Source organism: Mycetocola manganoxydans (genome assembly GCF_003667545.1).
Taxonomy (GTDB): Bacteria; Actinomycetota; Actinomycetes; order Actinomycetales; family Microbacteriaceae; genus Mycetocola_A; species Mycetocola_A manganoxydans.
Window position 1 is genome coordinate 263,081 of the sequence record NZ_RCUV01000003.1, and the last position, 20,755, is coordinate 283,835.

Genomic DNA, 20,755 nt, shown 5'->3' on the forward strand with positions numbered 1-20,755 from the left:
GGCGCGGTCACAATCGGGGATTCCCCCCATTTCGTCTCTCGAGCGTCAGACCAGTTCGAGACTCGTGTCGACGCGACTGTGGCCGGCATCGGTCACGCTGATTCGCAGCTTTGCGGGAATCTGCTCCTTCATCGCCTCGACGTGACTGATGAGGCCGATGGTTCGTCCGCCGGAGCGCAGACCGTCGAGGGTCGCCATCGCTATATCGAGAGTCTCCCGGTCGAGTGAGCCGAAGCCTTCGTCGATGAACAGGGTGTCGAGGCTGATCCCGCCGGCCTGGTTGGTGACGACTTCGGCGAGGCCGAGGGCAAGGGCGAGCGAGGCGAGGAAGGTCTCCCCGCCGGAGAGCGAGTGCGTCGCGCGAGCCCGACCGGTGTGCTCATCGAGAATCGCGAGCCCGAGACCGGACTTGACGTTCCGGTACTGCACGCTGTCGTCATGCTGCAGCGTGTACCTCCCGCTCGTCATTGTGCGCAGACGGGCGTTCGCCGCGATCACGATCTCCTCGAGTTGCCCGGCAAGGACGTACGTTTCGAGTCGCATCCGCTTGGTGTTCGGTTCGTTTCCCTGAACCGCGTTCGCCAGCGCGCGTACCCGGTCGTATTCCTCACGCAGAAGCGCGGATGCGTCCTGCTCGGCGCGCACCCGCCGGACGATCGTCTCGAGCTGGCGTACCCGGTCACCGAGCAGACCAGACACCTGCAGTGCTGCGTCCCGTGCCGCCGCTGCGTCGGACAGAGCAGCCGAGGCAGCTTCCAAGTCAAGGAGATCGGCTGGGAGGTCAGCGAGTTCCGGTTCGGCAAGCGTCGAGCGGGCGGACGTCACGGACTGGTCATGTTCGCGGATCCGGGTATCGATCGCGGCGATCTCGGCCGAGCTTCGGCGTGACTCTTCGACCACGGTTTCGTCCTCGAACCCGTTTTCGGCCAGCTGGGTCTGGAGCACCGCACGGGCGGAGGCTAGAGCGTCATCCCGGACCCGCCGGTCGGCCATCGCCTCGTCGAGGGCTTTCGCCTTGTCGAGGCACGCCTGGATAACCGCCGCTCGGGCGCGAACCGAGTCAAATCCAGCTCGGGACTCCTCGACCCGCCGGCTGACGGCGTCGAGGGCATTCCTGGCGGTAGTGAGTTCGTCGGTTGCTGCGGAAAGGTCCGCGCGAAGCTGGTCGAGGTGCGTCGTGGCGTCGGCGAGGGACACCCGTAACCGTTCCTGCTCGACCTCGCCATCGGTCACGACGGTGACCGCAGCTTCGGCCTCCACCAACGTGGTCGTCGCATCGAGAAGTTCCGTCTCGATCTCATCGATCGACCGATTGCCGGCCGCTGCAGTCGCCTCCGCCAGTTCGGCGACGAGAGCGGAGGCAGCCGAGGTGGCGGCATCGAGGTCAGCCCGCCTGGCAGAGACGTTCTCTTTGGCCGTTTCGATATCTGCTTCGGAAACAGGCGCGCCATCGCTCACCGCGATCTTCGGATGGTCAACCGAGCCGCAGACCGCGCACGGAGTGTCGTCGGTGAGGTCACGAGCCAGTTCGGCCGCATAACCATCGAGTCGCCGGGCGAAAAGTTCATCCTGTGCCCGGGTGGCTTCGGCGAAGATCGCGCTGGCGTCCTTCTCGGCGAATCGCGCTTCGATGAGGCGGCGTTCCAGGGTCACGGCGCGCTTGGCGGCTGCGCGTGAAGCGTCGAGTCGCGCGACGCGATCCCTGGCCGATGCTGCACCAGCGGCGGTCACGCGCGCGGCGGTGAGAACGTCGGCCAGTTCGGCGAGCTGCTGCGGTAGCGCGACCACCAGTGCGCCGGCATCATCGACGGCAGCGGCGCAGTCGCCGCGGTGCTTTTCGCATGAACGCACCCGGGCGGCGAGGTCGGACAGCGTCTTCTCGTCGCGGAGGACGTCGTCAAGGGAACCGAGGCGGCGGGCCAGATCGTCGATGATCCGCTCAAGGGCCTCGGCTTCTGGCGCACTCGCGACCGAAAGCTCGACAGCAGCATCGACGGCATTCTCAGCGGCAGCTACGAACGCGACCCGTCGCTCCTCTTCGCGTTCTCCGGCTCGCGTACGGGCCTGCTCGGCGCCCCGGACAGCAGCGACGTGGGCCCAGACGGATGCTGCTTTCTGCGCCCGCTCCAGTGTGCGCCGGTCGGCATCGATCGCTCCGGCGTGCGCGTCGAACGTCTGGAGGATGTCGCGTGCGCTGTCGCGGCGCAACTGGTTCGTGCGGGTCCGCTGAAGCGCCCGATGCTCAGCATCCGCCGCGGCGTGTTCGGCATCGGCAACGGTAGCCCGCTGGTCGGCCTCGGCCTGGGCTTCGCCAAGCGCCGCGAGGATCTCGCCGAACCAGTCGAGGGTCGGCTCGGCCGGAACCTCACACTGGGCGAGGCCGGCGGCGTGCTCAGCTGAGGCACGCATGCTGCCCGCCGTCGACTCGAGTGATGCGCCGAGGGTCTTGCGGCGCTCGGTCAAAGCGAGTTCCACATGCTCGAACCGCGATGTGCCGAACAGGGTACGGAGTACAGCCTGCCGTTCGTCGTTCTTGGCGAGCAGGAACTCCTGGAAACGGTTCTGCGCAAGCAGGATCACCTGCAGGAACTGGTCCTTCGTGAGGCCAAGGATGCCGTCGAGTTCGCGCGCGACGTCGACTGGCCTGGCAGCGATGCCGTGCCACTCTCCGTCGGTATTGCGAAACAGTTCAGCCCGGGCCTTTTCGGGTGTGAGACCCGATCCGTTCTTCTTGGGCCGCTGGTACTCCGGGGTCCGGTGAACACGGTAGGCGACACCGTGGACGGTGAACTCGAGCTCGACGAAGGTGGGATCAGCGGGTTCACAATAGTCGCTGCGAAGTTTCGGCTGGGTCCCGTCGTATCGGGGGGCGCTGCCGTAGAGTGCGAAACAGATCGCGTCGAGCAGGCTCGACTTGCCCGCGCCGGTCTTGCCGGTGATGAGGAAGATGCCGTCGTCGTCGAAGCGCTCGAAGTCGATGATCTGCTCGTCTTTGTACGGCCCGAAGCCGGCGACTTTCAACCGCTGGATCTTCATGCGTCGACCCGATCACGCGCGGCAACCGCCGCTGAGTCCTCGGCCGGCTCGTCGTGGTCGGCGCGTTCGACCGCGCTGAGAACATCGGCGAGAATCGCCTGTTCCGCCTCCGTCGGGCCGACGCCGTTGCGAACGTGGGCGAGGAACCCGGCAACGATCTCAGTGTCGCTCTGCCCCCGGACGCGGTCGGAGTAACTGTGGGCGGATGCATCCGTCGTGATGGCCGGGCGGTGCTCGAGGGTGACGCAGTGCGGGAAGCGGGCCTGAAGCCGCCGCATGCCGTCGAGGGGGCGCACCGTGTCTGTCAGAACCACGGAGAGCCAGTGGTTCTCGAACGGGGCGAGCGTCGCATCCGTCAGCAGGTCGTCGAGCGAACCGGTGACGATCTTGAGAGCCCGCGGGATCGGCAGGTCGACCCAGTCAACCGACGTGAGACCCGTCGCGCCGAGCTCGACGAGCCACGCACCGCGGGGCTTCGACGCCTCGGAGAACGAGTAGTGCACAGGGGCGCCCGAATACCGCACCCGGTCGCTGAGCGCTGAGCGCCCGTGGATGTGCCCGAGAGCGACGTAGTCCGGGCCGTCGAAGACGGAGAGCGGCACGTAGTCGATGCCGCCCGCCGTGATGTCGCGCTCCACATCGCTCGCGCCGAGATCGGTCGCGTCGACACCGGCAGCAGCAACGTTCACCGCGAAGCAATGCGAAAGAACGACCGACCGGCCGCCGCGGCGGGCGATGTCGGCACGGACCCTGTCCATCACGAACGCGAGCACCTGTTCGTGGCTGCGCAACGTGGCGTCCGGGTAGTGGTGGCGGAGCATCGACGGCTCGAGGTAGGGGATGCCGTAGAAGTGCACGGGTCCGGATTCGTCGTCGAGGATGATCGGCTGGTCGTGGAGCTCCTGCCTGGTGACGACGTGTACCCCGGCGAGGCCCGAGAACTGGGACATGAAGCCGAGCCTGGTTGCTGAGTCGTGGTTCCCGCTCGTGAGGACAACGGATGCCCCGGCCTCGCGAATCGCGACGACCGCCTCTTCGAGCACGGTGTACGCCTCTGCAGCCGGGGTGGCTGAGTCGAAGATATCGCCGGCGACGACCACCACGTCGACCGCACGCTGCTGCACCTCGACCGCAAGCGCGGCAAGCACGGTACGCAGGTTCGCCAGGGTCGAATGACCGTGGAACGTGCGACCGATGTGCCAGTCGGAGGTGTGCAGGATTCTCATGTCTTCACGCTAACCCGGCCCACCGACATCCCTGCACGCGGCGTCCGACGTGTCGAAACTCACCCCCACTCGGGGGGCGGGGACGCCCTTGACGCTGTGAGAATCGTGTCGCTAACGTATGGCTCAGGTTCCGTCGCATCTCTTTCCGACGCCTCTCCGCATCCCATGGCGTTCCCTCTTCTGGCGCCTTTCGCCGGTTTCCTGTGCCGCGCGAGACCACCGGCCTTCGGCCGGGTATCACGAACGTCATCGCGACGACGGGGTCATCATGACCGATATCGCAACAGGGTTCCTGCAAGCCATCGAGGCATTCCTCAACACACGCCTCGGCGATATGACGGAGGGCGCCTGGAACGACACAGGACCGTTTCTCGAGGCGGTCGTCACCTTCGACGGTCCGGCCACCGAGGCATCCTTCAACGAGCTCAAAGCCAACATCACCGCGATGGAGCCGATCTTCAAGGAGATCGGCGAGAAGATCAAGAAACAGACCGACCTCATCAAGAAGATGGTGACCGAGTCGGCGACCGACATCGACAAAGACGACTTCGACATCGATGTGGCCGCCCGCGTCGCTATCCGGATCGGTATGGCGCTCGCAGCAGCAGACGAGGCATACAACATCATCGCGACCGAGCTCGCGAAGGATGCCACCGGCACGGTCAACGAGGCGACGAGGAACGGGCTTCTGGGGTTGTGGAACCCCTGGGCGCAGCCGTTCAAGGATCTGGGGGCCGGAGCGGGCAACCTCCTCAACAAGTTCGGCGAACTCATCGGCGTGACCGACCTCGTCGGCGAGCTGGGCAACGTCATCGAGTTCGACCGCGAGGGGGGCGGATTCAAGCTACTCGCGAAGATCGCCAAGTCCGGCCCGGTCACGCTCGGTGCCCTCACCCTCGACCAGGTCTCGTTCGAGGCGTTCCTTCAGTTCAGTGATCGGGAAGTGGCGAATCCCACCGACGCGGAGAAGACGTCTCTCGTCGAACGGGACGGAAAGTTCTACCGCGGCGACGTTGCCATCGTCGGCCTCCGCCTCCGCACGATTCTCCAGCCGGGACTGACGAGCGATCCACTCCTCGCCAAGATCATGCCGGGCTCGGCAGAACCGAAATCCACCACTCTCACCGCGATCTCGCTCGACAGCGCGCAGGGCTTCTACCTCGGAGACGGGCGGGGTAACGAGAAGGCGATTCTTCCCGTGCGGTTCGCGTTCCCGGGATTCGAACTACGCGAGATGGCTGTCGGCCTCGTCCGTAATCCAGCCAGGGAGGTCACCGCGTTCGAGATCACGACCTCGATCGCAGCGACGCTCGGAGACGCGGTCGGCCTCCAGGTCGTCGGTTCGGGGTTCGTCGTCACCCCGGAGGGCGTCGCGCAACATCAGGCGGTGTTCAATCTTCCGGTTTCACCGCGGTGGCCGGATGCCATCGGCCTGCGGGTCGCGGCAGGACCGATCACAGGCGGCGGCTTCATTCAACGCGTCGAGCGGACATACAAGGTGGACGGCGCCGACGTGAAACGGATCGAGTTCGGTGGAGTCATCCAACTGCAGATCCTGAACTTCGGCGTTTCGGCCATCGTCATCCTCTCGCCGGATCCGTTCTCGCTCGTGCTGGTCATCGGTGTCCGTTTCCCCACCGCCATCGACCTCGGAATGGGTTTCACACTCAATGGGATCGGAGGCATCCTCGCCATCGACCGAGGCCTCTCGCTCGAAGCCCTGCGGGCCGGTATGAAGGACCACATCCTCGAGAAGATGCTCTTCCCCGACAACCCCGTGGCCGAAGCGCCCAAACTCCTCGACAAGGTGGCGAACATCTTCCCGCCGCGAACAGGCGGCTTCGTCGTCGGCCCCATCGTCGAACTCGGCTGGGGGTCGCAGGCCAAGTTCGTCGAAATGAAGCTCGGCGTCGTGCTCGCTCTCCCCGACCCGATGGTCGTCATCCTCGGATCCCTGCGTGTTCGCGTTCCTACGAAAGAAGCCCCGATCACCGACATCAGGGCGGACGTCTTCATCGCCATCACCCCCGAGTACCTGCTTCTGTTTGCAAGCATGCGGGATTCGAAGGTGGCCGGTTTCAAGATCTCCGGAGATCTGGGACTGTACATCCAGTGGTCCGGCTCCGGGGCGTTCGAGTTCTCTATCGGTGGTTTCCACCCCGAATTCGAGAAACTTACCGGGGAGAAACCGAAGCTCGGTGAGATGGATCGGCTGAAAATCGATCTGTCGCCGTCGAAGTCGATCAGCTTCGTCATCACCGGATACTTCGCGATCACCGCAGGGTCGGTCCAATTGGGTGTCGACGGTCGGCTCAACGCCGATTTCGCCGTCATTGTGGTGAAAGCGTGGCTCACCCTCGACATGATCTTCATCTGGTCGCCCCGCTTCGCATTCAAGATCGCTCTCGAGCTGGGCGTCGAGGTCGAGGTGTTCGGCGTCAGCCTGTGCTCCATCACCTTCCGCGGGTCACTCGAGGGAACGCGTCCGTTCGCCCTCGCCGGTTACGTGAAGGTGGATGTGTGGTTCCTCCCGACCTTCGAGGAGGACCTCGGCCCCGTCACCTGGGGGGACGCAGAAGCATTGACAGCGCCGGCCGTCGACGCGCTCTCGGTCGCGGCCCAGGCGCTCAACGACGAAACGGCGTGGAAGGTGCCTTTGCCCGACCACGCCGCACAGCTCGTGACCCTCGCCGAGGTGGAGGACGTCGAAGGTCGAATCGCTCACCCTCTCGCCGGCCTCGAGGTCTCCCAGACGCACGTGCCACTCGGGGTCAGAATCTCCCACATCGGTTCGTCGCCGGTCATCGCCGACATGGTCACCATGGGAACTCCCGTCTCCAGTGCGGGTGAAGCCGCCGCAATCAGCGAGATGCGCGTGCCGTTCCCTCCCGGCCACTTCTTCGATCTCGAGGGCGAAGAACTCCTCGCCAGGTCCGGTTTCGAAGAGATGCAGGGCGGATGCCGCATCGCCGCCGCGACGACCCCGAAAGTAGGAGCGACGGCTCAGGAGAACGTCAGCTACCGCACCTACGTGCGCAATCCGGACGAGCGCCTGGTCGCTGTACCCCTCGACAGCAGCGTCACATTTGCACACTTCGGGGCCGCGTACGTTGCCGCGAGCGTTATCGGGCGGTCCACGAAAGCCTCCGGTAATCCGTACCTCGCCAGCACCGAAGCCGACGACTCCATCGCGATCGCCGCCCAGGGGTCGTCCGTCCTGTCGGATGCCGCCACCGGCGTCGCTCTGACATCCGGGCTGGGCATCCTCAACGCGACAGAAGCATCAGCCATCCTCGACGCCGCGACCGCCGCAGGCATCGACACGCTCACCCGCACCCATGTGAAGGGATGAACCGATGAGCTCACTGGACGAGATCGCAGCGCAGGTCTTCCAGCCGTTGGGCGTAAGCGCCCACAACGTCGTCAAGGACGCGTTCCGGCTGGTCGTGGCCGCCGACGAGAAGTTCGTCGAAAGCGCGGTGGCCATCGAGCAACTGGAGTTCGCCTCCTTCGCTGTCGGCGGCCTCTCCGCAGCCGCCGAGCAACCGGCCGCAGGTACTGTCCGCTCGGACTCCCGGGTGACGATCCCGCTCTCGGACAGCGCCGGCACTCCGGCGAGCGCTGGACTGACCGTCACACTGTTCGGCCCAGGGGATGTCAGGGGCATCGACCCTGCGCAGATCGTGCGCCGCTATCCCGCTCCGGGGACTCTCAGCGCCGAAGAGACCGTACTCGCGCACATCGAGTTCGACCGGCCGGAACTCCCCTGGTCGTTCAGCGCGGCTGCGCCCGTCGGGTCGCTCCGGCCATGGCTCACCCTCATCGTGGTCGAACAAGGCGTCGCTGAATGGGAGCCGTCGACCGGCCAGCTTCCGGTCCTCCGTGTTCCCCTCGCGGAGTTGCCTCCGCTGGCGCAGACCCATCTCCTGGCACACGCGCAGGCACCCCGAGCGACGAACACGTCGTCACTGGCCTTGCGGTTGTCGCCCGAGTACGCCGCGGTGAACCTTTCGCGGCTGTTGTCCTCGCGCGTACTCAAACAGGACACCGACTACATCGCCGCCGTCGTCCCGACAACGGATGTCGGCGTCCGGGGCGGCCTCGGAGTGACGGGCGGAACCCTCGACCCTGCGTGGCATCCGGCGTCGGACGATCCGGTCCGTCTTCCGGTTTACGATCGCTGGGAGTTCAGGACCGGTCCGGACGGCGACTTCGCGACCCTCGCTCTTCGACTGCACGGAGTCGTTGCACCGTACGAAGTCGGCCGCCGGTTCATCGATGTCTCGGAACCCGGCCAGCCGCTTCCGCCTCTCCCCGAAGACGCAACAGGGGCGAAACAGGTGCTGCGCTGCGCGTTGTTCTCCCCCACACCGGCGCCGACCCCGGAGAAGGCGATCGCCGAGAACGCCACCTGGCCGGATCCGATGATCGATACTCTCCGCGCAGAACTCGACCGTCCCGCAGAGATCGAGGGGACGCAGGAACGTACAGGGGACGTCCCCGATCTGCCGATACTCGGGCCACACATCTACGCCAAGCTCCACAGGGGCAGCGCGGTCATCACGGGCACAGACTGGTTCGCGCAACTGAATCTCTCCCCCGTCAACCGCATCATCGCCGGCCTCGGAACCCGCGTCGTCCAGCGGGACCAGGAACAACTCATGCAAGCCGCCTGGGCGCAGGTCGGTGAGGTGGAGAAAGCCAATCGAGCCATTCACCTCGCGCAACTGGCCGAGTTGCTCGCGACCCGGATTCACGTCCGGATCGCGAGCCTGCAACAGGGACGCCTGCTCCAGGTGGCAGGACCGCTCGCCACCCGCGTCTCGCTCACCGCCGGAACCACCCTTGCCGCGAACATCGCGGCGAGTGCGACACCGACCGCCGCCGTCTCCGGCGCTTTCCGGCGGGTCACCCGCCCCGATGGGCCAGTCCTCCGACGAGCGGATGCCGCGTCACGGCGACGCGCCGGATCTCTCGTCGGCACCGATCAGCTCATGCGAGACTTCACCAGGATCTACTCGAATCCCGACGGAATCGGGAGAATCAGCGCCGATGCGATCCGCATGCTGGACGCCGCCCTCGTGTCGAAGGCCATCGACGTACGTCCGGAGAAGGTCGGCACGACGCTGACAACAGCCAGCCGGGAGATGAAAGGCGGAATCGCCAGCTACCTGACGGAGCCGTCGGCATGGAAGCCTCCGCAAGCCGGATTCAGTGTCACCGATGTCATCGTTCGGCAATGGGGCGACCGGATTCTGCAGGACTCCGCGATCCCGGAACTCAAAGCCGTTCGCGCGCAACGCGTCGGCCCCCTCGCTGCCGAACTGGCGAAGGTGAAAGGAGTTCCGGGGGGAGACTTCCGGGACCGCCTCGAAGCAGAAGCCGTGAACCTCAACAACGTCATCGTCGGACTCCTCGCCACGGGGCAGGACACGAGCGTCGTCATCGATCCGGTACGGCGGGACTCGATTCTTCGTGGCACGCCGATCGGTACCGCTGTTGGCCGCGTCCCAGGAGGAGTGCGACTGCCTGCCGCCGGGACCGGACGAAAGGCCGCAGGCATCCGGGGTCTCACCGAGATTGACCCGTCGCTGCTCCAGCGTGTGACCACACGGAGCAGTCCGAAAACGCGGGACGCCGCACTCGGGAACCTCGCAAACCTCGCCAAGGTACGGATCAGCCCGGTACTCGACCGGCTCAATGAGTTGCCGATCGACGTGCTGCGTGCCGAAATGGTGACGCTGGTCGACCCCGGAAACCTGCTCAGCATTGACAAAGTTCCCCGTCGAAACACGCTCACCGTGAACAACCTGACGGCTCTGCTCCAGCCCGCCAGCACCATCCGGGCGGCGCTCAACGGCCGGCTTCATCTCACCGGGGAACGGGGGCGGGCGTGGTTCGCTCGGCCGTTCATCTCGCCGATCCTTGCCGCCCCGCGCTTCGACCGTCCGATGTATCAGGCCCTCAACGACTACAGCACCGACTGGCTCGTTCCCGGTCTCGGTCTTCTCCCGGATGACGACTTCGTCACCGTCCTCTCGACCAACAGCGAATTCATGGAGGCGTTCTTCGTCGGCCTCTCCGATGAGATGGGCCGCGAACTGCTCTGGCGGAACTATCCGACCGACCGGAGGGGCACGTACTTCCGCCGGTTCTGGGATGAGCACGACGACGAGCTCAGCCAGCAGATCCACGCTTTCACCCGTACCGAGCTGAAAAGCCACGTCACGGTCGGCGGAAGCGGCGGAAGCGGCCCCCGAGCCGTGATCGTCGTGAAGAGCGACCTGGTTCATCGCTACCCAGACCTCATCATCCAGGTGGCGAGGAATCAGGGCACCGTGGAGAATCCCGAGTTCGAAAAGGTGGGGTCTCCCCAGCAGACGGCGAAGCAGCTCTTTGCCGCCTACCTTGAACCGGACGTCGCCCTCATCGGTGTCGACCTCGGTCTTGACGAGATCGACCGGCCGGAGTGGTGGATCCTCATCGCCGAGCACCCCACCGCAACCCGGTTCGATCGACCCCGCGACGCGGACATGCCCCCTGGCGCGCAGTTCCTCACCGTCCCCGCCGCTGCAGACGCCGCCCGTTACGCCAGCGCGCGGCTGCACGATCCGGTGCGGGTCGCCTTCCAAGCCACAGATCTGGTCAAGAGAGAAGCCTGAGCCATGCCGGTCGAGACCCCCCAAACCCTTCTCGAAGCACGCGAACGTGTCGCCAGCCTCACTGAGCGCCGGTCCCGGCTCATCGCGACTCCTGCCGGCCGTGGCCGCTGGAAGGAGATCGCAAACATCGACGCGGATATCGCGGAGCTTCTGGGCGGTATCCGGAACCGGATCGACCCCTGCGATGCGTCGCCGGACGTCCCGCTCGTGTTACTGCCCGTGCGGGTGGAAGCCAAACTCACACCAGGCACGACGATACTGCGGGTGAGGATCACACCCGATGAGGTCCATATCGACGGCCTGTTGCGGTCCATGACTGAGGCCGAAGGAGCGGCGGGAAGGACCTACTGGAAAACACTCTGGGAAGACCGCGATGCCCTCCAAGCATGGTCAACGCTCGTCGCAGCGGTCGGTGCACGGCGCGCCGGCTGGATCACCCAGGCCACCACCCCCACGAACGTCGACGAACGCGGCACCGGTTCACCGGTGTTCCCTGAGACCCCGGCTGAGATCGCACACGGGACCGTCGCGCGCTGCCTGCCTGACCAGTTCATCGTGCGGGTCTTTCTCTCCGGCCAGAATCCGGTGACCGCGGTCGGCAAGCCCATCGCCAGGGATGTTCCGATCTCGCCGATCGCCCTCGGGGACACGGACGTTCTCGAGACGGACAGCCTCCTCGTCCCGGCGGGCTCCGAGTGGACGGTGAACTACGAGAAAGCCAGAGACGCCGGCCTCGGTGTCGACGTCTCTCTTCCCGCCGGCACCCGGGTGCTGGATCGTATCGTCGTCGTTGGTACGCGCCGCTCGGTTTCCGAGGAAGAGAACGCCGCTGACTTCAGCGAGTTGCTGACCAGTCATCGGTTCACCGACGGAGTGTCGCTGCTCCCGTCTGGAACACCCAGCAACAACGCCGAAGCAGAGCGCTCCCCGTACCGGCCCGACGCGACCGCGGGAGCGCCTCCGACGACGACGCCAGAACCCTCCGCTGACGCCCAGTCCCTGAGTGCATTGCTCGGGCTCGATCCGGTTGTTCTCGAAGGGCTCCTCGAAGCGGATGCTCCTCGGTCGTCGCTCGGATCGGCGCAGCGGGCGGCGAACACCGCCCTGTGGTTCGCCACCTGGGAGTACGTGCTCAACCTGGTCGATGAGACCGCCATCGAGGCGGTGACCCCGGCGACAATCGAATCCGCCAGACGGCTTCACCGGGACCACGTGCGCGGCGCCGGGCACGCACCGATCGTGCGCGTCGGCGCTCAGCCGTACGGGGTACTCCCCGTCGCCGACCTCGCGAACTGGGCACCGCTCAGAGGCGAGCTCACTTCCACTCTTGTGCCGCTCGTCCAGAGGACTCTGCGCCGATGGACCGAGCGGTCAGCATCGCTTCCCCACGTGTCGCCCGGCGACAGTGTGAGCGATGAGGCACTGCTCGACATGATGGGAACGAGTCCCGTCTCCACGGCAGTCCGCGCCCGGCCGGCCGTTGACGGCCCGAAGATCGAGACTCTGGGAGGAGCGACGGGCGCCGGGAAGGCCCAGATCTTCGCCGAACTGCAGGTGACCCGGGCGGTGCTCGCCCAGTACTCCATCGAGGCTGCGCAACGATTACTTCCGCCGTCGGTTCACGACGAGAGCCGCATGCTCGCGTTGCCGTACGTCTCCGACCGCGATGCCGAAGTGATCGAGGACATCCTCGCCGACCGGGCGCCACAGGTCGACAGTGTTCTCCAGGCGCTGCTCGACGTGGCATGGGACGAAGCCAAAGCGTCCGGGCGCCGGGCTGCCCCTGACCCCTTCGTGTCACCCTTGCTCGAGTTCCTCGCGATCGACCCGGACGTGTCGGCTCTCGTGAAGCTCGCTCAGACGGAACGGGCCGGAGCTGCGCAGGATCCGGAAAAGGTTTTCGCGGCGGCCGAAAAAGTACGGTCGACGATTCACTTCGACGGCCAGCCAACCGGACAGGTGAGTCTCTCGTCGATCGAACCCATCGCCGAAGCGCGAACCTCGCTCGCTCAGGTCGCCCTCGATCTCGGCGATACCGTCGAAGCGCGCTGGATCGGCCAGAACGCTCTCGCGGGGCTTCTTGACGCGTTCGCTGTGCGCGGGGAAGTGGGGCAGGCGATGAGGGAACTCGGGTCGGTTCCCATCGATGAGCGACGCATCGCTGTGGCATCCGCCCTCGACATCGCCTCCCACCGGGTCGACGCCTGGGCGACCGCTCTCGCCCACTCCAGGATGAGCGCGGGGACGGGGGCGATGTCCATCGGCGCCTTCGGTTACCTCGAAGGCGTGCGCCTGGGAGCCGCGGACCGGAAAGCGGAGGGGTGGCTCCACGCTCCGAGCAGCTCTCACGCCAGCGCGGCAGGCATCCTGTCGAGCGCGCACCGATCCAACATCGGCGCCAAAGCCGGCGCGCAGCCTTTCGCCATCGAGCTGACCAGCAGGCGCGGCACTGAGTTGCGCCGCGTGCTCGAAGGCGTTCATGCCGGCCAATCGATCGGCGCTCTCCTCGGCTACCAGATTGAACGGTCCCTGACCGGATCGTCTGCGCGATTCCAGCTGAGCCTGCGCGAACTCGCTCCCCTCACGACCGATGAACTCAACAACGACCTCGCCGAGGCCGACCGCAGTGCCCGCGTCGCCGCCGCAGATGTCGTCGACGGGGTCAGCCTGTTGAGGCAGTTCCCGCTCGAGACGCTCGGCAATGCCAACCCGCCGCTGAGAACCCGGCTGTCGACCCAGCCGAAGAATGCGTACATCGAGACCTGGGGTCCTGTCACCGACGCGGAGTGGGACGCCGTCGAAGCCGCCCTCCGCGGCGCCGCCGCAACACTCGACGCCGTGAGCGATGCGCTGCTCAGCGAATCGGTGCTCCAGTACGCGACCGGGAACGCCGCGCGTGCCTCGGCCGCCATGGATGCCATGGCGACGGGCGGTTCGGTGGACGCAGACCTCGGAGTACTCGGTGTCCGCCAGTCCGGCCAGAATCTCACCCACGGTCTCATCGCCGTGATACCCGACGGCGCCACCGGCTGGTCGAGCACCCGGCCACGAGCCATCGCGGAACCGCGTCTCGAAGCCTGGGCGGCACGGCGCCTGGGAGACCCGGCGAAAATCATCGTGACGGATGCCGGATCACGTCACACCCTCGCCGAATCCGGATTCGCTGCCCTCGACCTCGTCTTCGCCGACGACGTTGCCGGGCTCGACCGCGACCTGCGCTCGGCCATCCCGGCAATGGGAGATACTCCCCTCGCCGATGTGGCTGCGACGGACTGGCCGGAAGACGCGATTCCGATCGTTCTCGCGGCCACTCTCGCCGGCACGCTCCGGACGATTGCTGCCGGCGCGGCGCCGCTCGAACCGGATGCTCTCGTGAGGCCAGGGGAGCCGACACAGCGACTCGTCGACACCGACGAACTCCTCGGCAGGTGTGACGCCCTCCTCGACGCTCTCGACGACACCGTCCGATCCGGACACGATGTGATCACCGCGATCGACCCGGAATCCTTCACCGTCGAGGAGACCGACGTCGCTGCCGTCTCGGCCGCCGTCGCCGGACTCGCGGCGTTCGGCGTTCCGCTGGTCCCTGACCCGGCCATCCCCTCGAACGCCGGCTGGGCGTGGGGCGCATGGCATGCGGCATCCGCCCGCCTGGATTCTGCACGCGCCACGCTCGCTGACATCCGCGCCCCGCACACCCCGCCTCGCTCGACCGGTGAGATCCTCGATGCGGCAACCACCGTGGCCGAAGGCGTACTCGGTGACGGATTCCGCCTGATGCCACTGCTCACCCCGCCGACCGGCGCAGACGACTTCGCGGACGCCGAGGGAAACCCGCTCTTCGATCAGCCTCCCAGGTCAGCCGTGAACGCCTTCGTCAGGGACCACGCGACCGTGCGCGCCGGAGTCGCCCGCTTCGCGGAAGCGCAGCTCCTCGGCAGCGCGATCGGTCACCCCATTCCCCTCGCGGTGGTGCAGCTCACCGAACGGGAGGGTGGAACACCGGCCCCTGGCACCGAGCGATGGCTCGCCGGCGCTCTGCCTGAAGACGTGCCCTGGCCTGCCCACAGCGCCGCACACCTTGTGGTCGAACAGCTCGGCGACGATGTCAGTGGACCCGTCGCCGGGATCAGCATCGACGGCTGGATTGAAACTCTGCCGTTCCAACCGAATCCACGAGCTTTCGAGGAGGGAGCCGACCCCGCGAATCCGCTCCGCGGAGCGCGCGCGACCACCGGCCTCGCCGTGCACGCCAACCAGGCTTCGGCCCACGCACCGCAGGTGTTCCTCTCGGCGGTGTCCCCCGACGGCAAACGGTGGACGACCGACAAGGTCGTGAATGCCGTACTTGCCGCCGTCGATCTGGCGAAGGCACGGCTCGTGACCTACGAAAAGGTCCCCGGGGACGCAGCGATCCTGCCAGCGATCTACGTCAGCAGCCCGTGGTTGCAACCCCGCAAGGGTTTCTCATTCGAGGAGCTCGCGAAGGTCAAGTGGGACTCGGTGCCGTACCCGTTCCTGTCGGAGGTGAAATGATGGCGAAGATCGATCCTCTCGTTCTGACCTACACGGAGGTCAATCCGAAGCTCCAGGCGATTGCCGAGTTGTTGCAGGTGGCTGACCCTCCAGGGATGGTTCGGCTCGAACCGGACTCGACCACGGGCAATCCCGTTCCCGGTGCAGAAGCGCGTCTCGCAGATCCGGCCTGGATGCTCGGCAGACAGTGGCAATTCGGGGAACTGACCGGTGAGGATGCCGGCTCCGTCGTCGCCGTGACCGTGGCATCCCGGGCCTTGCCCATCACGGCATGGGCCCCGCTGGATGACGATACGGTGAGTCTCGCGGGAGTCGACTGGCGCCCCTGGCGCAACGGGGCACTTCTCGAGGAACTCGTGCAGGATGTCCCCCAGCTCGCTTTCGGCTCCGGGCTCAGGCAACGTGCCGAAGCAGGAGCGCAACTCGTCGACCTGCTGAGCGATGCGGGGGAAGGGAAGCTCGCCGGTACGCTCGCGAGCCGCTATCCCCTCGCACTCGAACCCGACCCGGAATCGCCGGAAGAACCGGTGCCGGGCGAGACCGACGAGGAGCGAGCGGCGCGCCTCGCCCGGGTGGCGGCGCGCGACGCGCTCGATCCGCAGGCACGCCGCCTGCTTCGCGTGCTCGGAGGCTCGGTCCCGGACGGAAAGGCGCTGCTCGCTGACGTCGGTTCGGGACAGCCGGCCTGGCTGGCGGATGCGACGGATACGGATGCCGCGTCGGCGGCGCTGTCTGCCTGGCGCGTCTGGCTCACGGGCGACGCCGATTCGGGCGGGGCGTGGTCGACCGAACGACTCGAGTACCGGTTCGCGCTGCGGTTCGGCGACGACGAGAACGCCGTTTTCGCGCGCGGAACGCAGTTCGGTTCGTCCGAAGTTCGATGGAGCGATCTCCAGTGGGTCGACCGGGCTCGAGGGGACCTGCCGGCCGGGGCACCGGCAGGAACACCGGTCCAGACGTCAGCAACAATGCTCGCGACGCCATTGCGGTACCCGGGCATGCCGGCAGACCGCTACTGGCAACTGGAGGATGGCGCGGTGGACCTCGGTGCGATCGAGGCGCAACCGACGGATCTGGCGCGACTCTGCCTCGCCGAGTTCGCGATGTCGTCGGGAGACGACTGGCTGAACGTTCCTGTGGACGGCCTGCTCGGCGCGATCAACCAGATCACGTCGGTGGAGTTGACCGACGATTTCGGCGACACGGTCGCGGTCGAGGAACTCGCCGACCCCGCATTCACCATGTTTCGCGTGTCAACGGCATCCGGTCGTCCGCTGCCGGGCATCGTGCTGCCACCGACGGCATCCGGGACCCTCGTCGGCGAGCCGGTCGAAGAGGTGCTCTTCCTTCGCGATGAGATGGCGAACATGGCGTGGGCGATCGAGATCACCGTGCAGGGCCGGAGCGGCGACGCTCGGTCGCGGTCAGGCGAACCGCAACCGGAGGCCGACCCCTGGCCGGAGGGCCTCAGCCCTGAGGAGCGGGTCTACCGGCTCCAGAGCGCCGTGCCCGCGCACTGGCTCCCGCTCGTTCCGATCTCCGCGCAGCCCGGACAGCTCGGCCTGAGGAAGGGCGCCTTGCTGCGTGACGGAGACCCGGTCCTCGCGCAGGGCGTCACGTTGAGCCCCACTCCCCTCACCTTCCCCGGCGAGGAACTCCCACGAGAGGGGGTGCACCTTCGGGCGGTTCCCGTCCTCGCGCGCCGGGCAGACGGCACCTATGTGAAGTGGGCCGCCTACCGGGTGCGGACGGGGCGAGGAGAAGCTGCGAGCAAGCTCGCCTGGGATGCCGCCTTGTCGGTCGCCGACATGCGGCCGGCGGAATCCTGATCGACCGTCCCTGGCCGCATCCGTTTCATTTCTGCGGTCGAGAAATCAAGCCCCCGACCGGAACCCGCGCCCGGCGGAAACGCTCCTTTAGCCTTGGCCCATGACTGCAACGGAACTTTGGCTGGTGAGGCACGGAGAGTCGACGGCGAACATCGCCGCGACCCAGGCGCAGGCGGCGGGGCTCGATGTCATCGCCGTCGAAGCGCGAGACGCCGACGTGCCGTTGTCACAGACAGGAGTCCTCCAGGCCGAGGCCCTCGGAGCGTGGCTCGCGGCGAACGCCGGCGGCAGCGTTCCCGCGGCGATCTGGAGTTCGCCGTATTTGCGAGCGCAGCAGACGATCGCGATCGCCCTGGAGACCAGCGGACTGGACCGGGCATTCCTCGTCGACGAACGGCTCCGGGACCGCGAACTCGGCGTCCTCGACACCCTGACGTCGACGGGGGTCGACCGGAGGTACCCGGATGAGGCCGCCCGCCGCCGCTGGCTCGGCAAGTTCTATTACCGCCCGCCGGGAGGGGAAGCATGGACGGATGTCGCGCTGCGCATCCGTTCCTTCCTTCGCGACATCGACTCGGGGGATGCCCCCGGCCCCGTTCTCGTCGCGGCACACGACGCCGTCGTTCTCGTCTTTCTCTATCTGTGCCTCGGCTGGTCTGAGCAGGAACTGCTCGCTTTCGCCTCAACCAACACGGTGCTCAACGCATCGGTCACCAGGCTGACCCGGGAACCAGGCGACCGGTTCTGGACGCTGGAAGTGTTCTCCCATGACGACCACCTCCAGGCGGTCGGCGCCCCGGTCACCGAACACGGAGGAGATACCGATGTCCAGCCTCACTGAGCACCAGGTCACGCCGAACGCCCTGCGGGACTGGCCCCTACCCGCTGCGGGCGATTCGAAATACGGCCGCGGACAGGTCCTCATCGTCGGTGGCGCCCAGCGATCCCCGGGCGCTGCCATGCTCTCCGGTCTCGCCGCGCTCCGGGTCGGCGCCGGCCGGCTGACCCTCGCCGTCGCCGCGTCAGTGGCGACGGCGGTCGCCGTCGCTGTCCCCGAGTGCGGTGTCGTTCCCCTCGATGAGACCCCAGCGGGCGCGGTGAGCGGTTCGGCTCTCGGGGCGGCCGAGCGCGATCTCTCGCGCTCGGATGCCGTGCTCATCGGCCCCGGCCTCGACGATCCGGACGAGCTGGAACGGATGCTGTCGGAAGCGATCGGGCTGATCGGCGCGGAGACGGTCGTGGTGCTCGACGCATTCGCGCTCGGAGTGCTCCCGAAACTGCCCGGACTCGTCGACGCGTTCGGTGGGCGTCTCGTGCTCACCCCGAACAAGGAGGAGGCCGCGCGACTGCTCGAGCGCGATCTCGACGACCTTGTCGACGGAATCGCCGAGATCGCTCGCCGCTATTCAGCGGTCGTCACCTGTTACGACGTCATCGCCCACCCAGACGGCCGGATCTGGCGCACCGGCACGGGTGGGGGCGGGCTCGCGACGTCAGGAAGCGGCGACGTGCTCGCCGGGGCGATCACCGGGTTGTGCGCGCGCGGCGCCTCACTCGAGCAGGCCGCTGTCTGGGCCACTCACACCCACGCTGCGGCAGGTGACCGGCTCGCTGTACCCGTCGGTCCGCTTGGCTTCCTCGCGAGCGAGCTGCTCGACGAGCTGCCGCGGGTGCTCGTCGAGATCGGAGCCTGAGTACCGTCCGCGGTTGTTCCACGGGCACGTTCGCTGTCGTAAGCTCGATTTCTTCGATATCTTCCCGCCGATGCGGAATAGCGAGTCCATGTCACTCGTTGCGCTTCTTCGCCGCCGGTGTTGTGGCGCCGCGCTGGTGAAGCACCACCCGCGCGACTACCACTCGCCCGCGCGAGCCGCCCCAGACATCCGCTGGGCGTGTACCTCCTGATTTCTGTTCGGCCCCGACCATTGGAACCTGCGTGAACGACTCCGCCGCCGACCTCGACCTCTCGGAGCGCCCCACAGCGCCCCGCCCGGCCGCCCTCGACCACACGGCGCGCAACCGCCGGGTGATCTGGCTGCTGCTCTCCGCGACCTTCGTCGTCATCCTCAACGAAACGATCATGAGCGTTGCCATCCGCGAACTCATGCTCGACCTCAACATCGACGCCCGCGCCGCACAGTGGCTGACGACGGCGTTCCTGCTCACCATGGCGATCGTGATCCCGATCACCGGGTTCCTGTTGCAGCGATTCAATACCCGGCCGATCTTCCTCACAGCGATGAGCTTGTTCTCGGCGGGAACCCTTCTCGCGGCGCTCGCACCGATCTTCGAGGTCCTGTTGGTCGCCCGCGTCATCCAGGCCTCGGGCACCGCGATCATGGTTCCGCTCCTGATGACCACGATCATGACGCTCATCCCGGTCTCCCAGCGCGGCCGCACCATGGGCAACGTCTCCATCGTCATCTCGGTCGCCCCTGCCATCGGCCCGACCGTTTCCGGGCTCATCCTCAACGCGCTGAGCTGGCGCTGGATGTTCTGGCTCGTGCTGCCGATCGCCCTCGTGATGCTGTTCATCGGTTTCCGCAAGGTCGAGAACGTGACCGAGCCCGAGCGCGTTCCGCTCGACATCACCTCGGTGATCCTCTCGGCGTTCGGCTTCGGCGGACTCATCTACGGCCTCAGCCGCATCGGTGAGAGCGGAGCGGAGGACGCGAGTGCCGCCGAGCAGGCTGCGGCGACGATGCCGATGTGGATCGCTCTCGGTGTCGGCGTGATGGGCCTCGGCACGTTCGTCTGGCGCCAGCTTCGGCTGCAGCGCCGCGACCTCGCGTTGCTCGACCTGCGTACCTTCCGCTCGGCCAACTTCGCCGTGTCGATCGTCGTCATGGTCGTCAGCATGGCCGCGCTGTTCGGAACGATCATTCTGCTGCCGATCTACATGCAGCAGGTGCTCGGCTTCGAGCCGCTCCAAACCGGACTCCTGCTTCTGCCAGGCGGGCTCCTCATGGGTCTGCTCGCGCCGCTCGTCGGCCGCCTGTACGACCGGTTCGGCCCCAAGCCGCTCCTGATTCCGGGATCGATCATCGTCAGCTCAGCGCTCTGGGCGCTCACGATGATCACCGAGTCGACAACGTCGACGTACCTGCTCGGCGCGCACCTCCTGCTGAGCCTCGGGTTGGCGTTCCTGTTCACCCCGCTCTTCACCTCGGCACTTGGCTCGGTCAACCCGCACCTGTACTCCCACGCATCAGCGACGGTCGGTACCGTGCAGCAGGTCGCCGGCGCCGCCGGTACCGCCCTGTTCATCACGATCATGTCGTCGACGAGCGTTGCACTTGCGAGCGAGGGGGCTTCTGCCACCACTGCCGCCGCCGGCGGTGTTCAGGCCGCGTTCTTCGCCGGCGCTGTCATCTCGCTGCTGGCCGTCGCCGGGTCGATCTTCGTAAGCAAGCCGGCTGACGTTCCCGAGGGGATGCCCGCCGCACACTGAGTGCCAGAACGGCTG

General features: G+C 66.8%; 9 protein-coding genes. 7 read left to right on the forward strand and 2 right to left on the reverse strand.

What is annotated here, in order from left to right; genetic code table 11:
- Positions 1-45 precede the first annotated feature (45 nt).
- Both D9V29_RS03610 and D9V29_RS03615 read right to left on the reverse strand, forming a co-directional pair.
- A complete protein-coding gene (locus tag D9V29_RS03610) occupies positions 46-3,036 on the reverse strand; it encodes an AAA family ATPase (protein WP_121671954.1) in 2,991 nt (996 codons plus the stop codon).
- Positions 3,033-4,262 carry an exonuclease SbcCD subunit D gene (locus tag D9V29_RS03615; protein ID WP_121671955.1) on the reverse strand — a complete coding sequence of 410 codons (1,230 nt, stop codon included), beginning with the start codon at positions 4,260-4,262 and terminating at the stop codon, positions 3,033-3,035. The genes D9V29_RS03610 and D9V29_RS03615 overlap by 4 nt, the downstream gene beginning before the upstream one ends.
- Before the next feature lie 268 nt (positions 4,263-4,530).
- Between D9V29_RS03615 and D9V29_RS03620 the strand changes: the two genes are divergently transcribed.
- The 7 genes from D9V29_RS03620 to D9V29_RS03650 all read left to right on the forward strand — a co-directional run bounded on the left by D9V29_RS03620 (position 4,531) and on the right by D9V29_RS03650 (position 20,740).
- Complete coding sequence (locus tag D9V29_RS03620; protein WP_121671956.1) at positions 4,531-7,614, forward strand: DUF6603 domain-containing protein; 3,084 nt, start codon at positions 4,531-4,533, stop codon at positions 7,612-7,614.
- Between the two features lie 4 nt (positions 7,615-7,618).
- On the forward strand, positions 7,619-10,924 hold the full coding sequence (locus tag D9V29_RS03625) for a hypothetical protein (RefSeq protein WP_121671957.1): 3,306 nt from the start codon (positions 7,619-7,621) through the stop codon (positions 10,922-10,924).
- 3 nt (positions 10,925-10,927) lie between these two features.
- Positions 10,928-15,460, forward strand: a complete 4,533-nt coding sequence (locus D9V29_RS03630; RefSeq protein ID WP_121671958.1) for a hypothetical protein — start codon at positions 10,928-10,930, stop codon at positions 15,458-15,460.
- Positions 15,460-17,289: a hypothetical protein gene (locus D9V29_RS03635; RefSeq protein WP_121671959.1), complete on the forward strand. Its 1,830-nt coding sequence runs from the start codon at positions 15,460-15,462 to the stop codon at positions 17,287-17,289. The genes D9V29_RS03630 and D9V29_RS03635 overlap by 1 nt, the downstream gene beginning before the upstream one ends.
- Positions 17,290-17,389: 100 nt before the next feature.
- Complete coding sequence (locus tag D9V29_RS03640; RefSeq protein ID WP_121671960.1) at positions 17,390-18,130, forward strand: histidine phosphatase family protein; 741 nt, start codon at positions 17,390-17,392, stop codon at positions 18,128-18,130.
- Complete coding sequence (locus tag D9V29_RS03645; RefSeq protein WP_121671961.1) at positions 18,114-18,983, forward strand: NAD(P)H-hydrate dehydratase; 870 nt, start codon at positions 18,114-18,116, stop codon at positions 18,981-18,983. Before D9V29_RS03640 ends, D9V29_RS03645 begins: the two co-directional genes overlap by 17 nt.
- Before the next feature lie 242 nt (positions 18,984-19,225).
- Positions 19,226-20,740, forward strand: coding sequence for a DHA2 family efflux MFS transporter permease subunit (locus D9V29_RS03650; protein WP_121671962.1), 1,515 nt, complete (start codon positions 19,226-19,228; stop codon positions 20,738-20,740).
- The last annotated feature ends 15 nt before the right edge of the window (positions 20,741-20,755 follow it).

What these genes read in the sequence shown, in the direction of transcription:
- D9V29_RS03610 (WP_121671954.1), bottom strand. Translation starts at nt 3,036, where the DNA reads ATGAAGATCCAGCGGTTGAAAGTCGCCGGCTTCGGGCCGTACAAAGAC.
- D9V29_RS03615 (WP_121671955.1), bottom strand. Translation starts at nt 4,262, where the DNA reads ATGAGAATCCTGCACACCTCCGACTGGCACATCGGTCGCACGTTCCAC.
- D9V29_RS03620 (WP_121671956.1), top strand. Translation starts at nt 4,531, where the DNA reads ATGACCGATATCGCAACAGGGTTCCTGCAAGCCATCGAGGCATTCCTC.
- D9V29_RS03625 (WP_121671957.1), top strand. Translation starts at nt 7,619, where the DNA reads ATGAGCTCACTGGACGAGATCGCAGCGCAGGTCTTCCAGCCGTTGGGC.
- D9V29_RS03630 (WP_121671958.1), top strand. Translation starts at nt 10,928, where the DNA reads ATGCCGGTCGAGACCCCCCAAACCCTTCTCGAAGCACGCGAACGTGTC.
- D9V29_RS03635 (WP_121671959.1), top strand. Translation starts at nt 15,460, where the DNA reads ATGGCGAAGATCGATCCTCTCGTTCTGACCTACACGGAGGTCAATCCG.
- D9V29_RS03640 (WP_121671960.1), top strand. Translation starts at nt 17,390, where the DNA reads ATGACTGCAACGGAACTTTGGCTGGTGAGGCACGGAGAGTCGACGGCG.
- D9V29_RS03645 (WP_121671961.1), top strand. Translation starts at nt 18,114, where the DNA reads ATGTCCAGCCTCACTGAGCACCAGGTCACGCCGAACGCCCTGCGGGAC.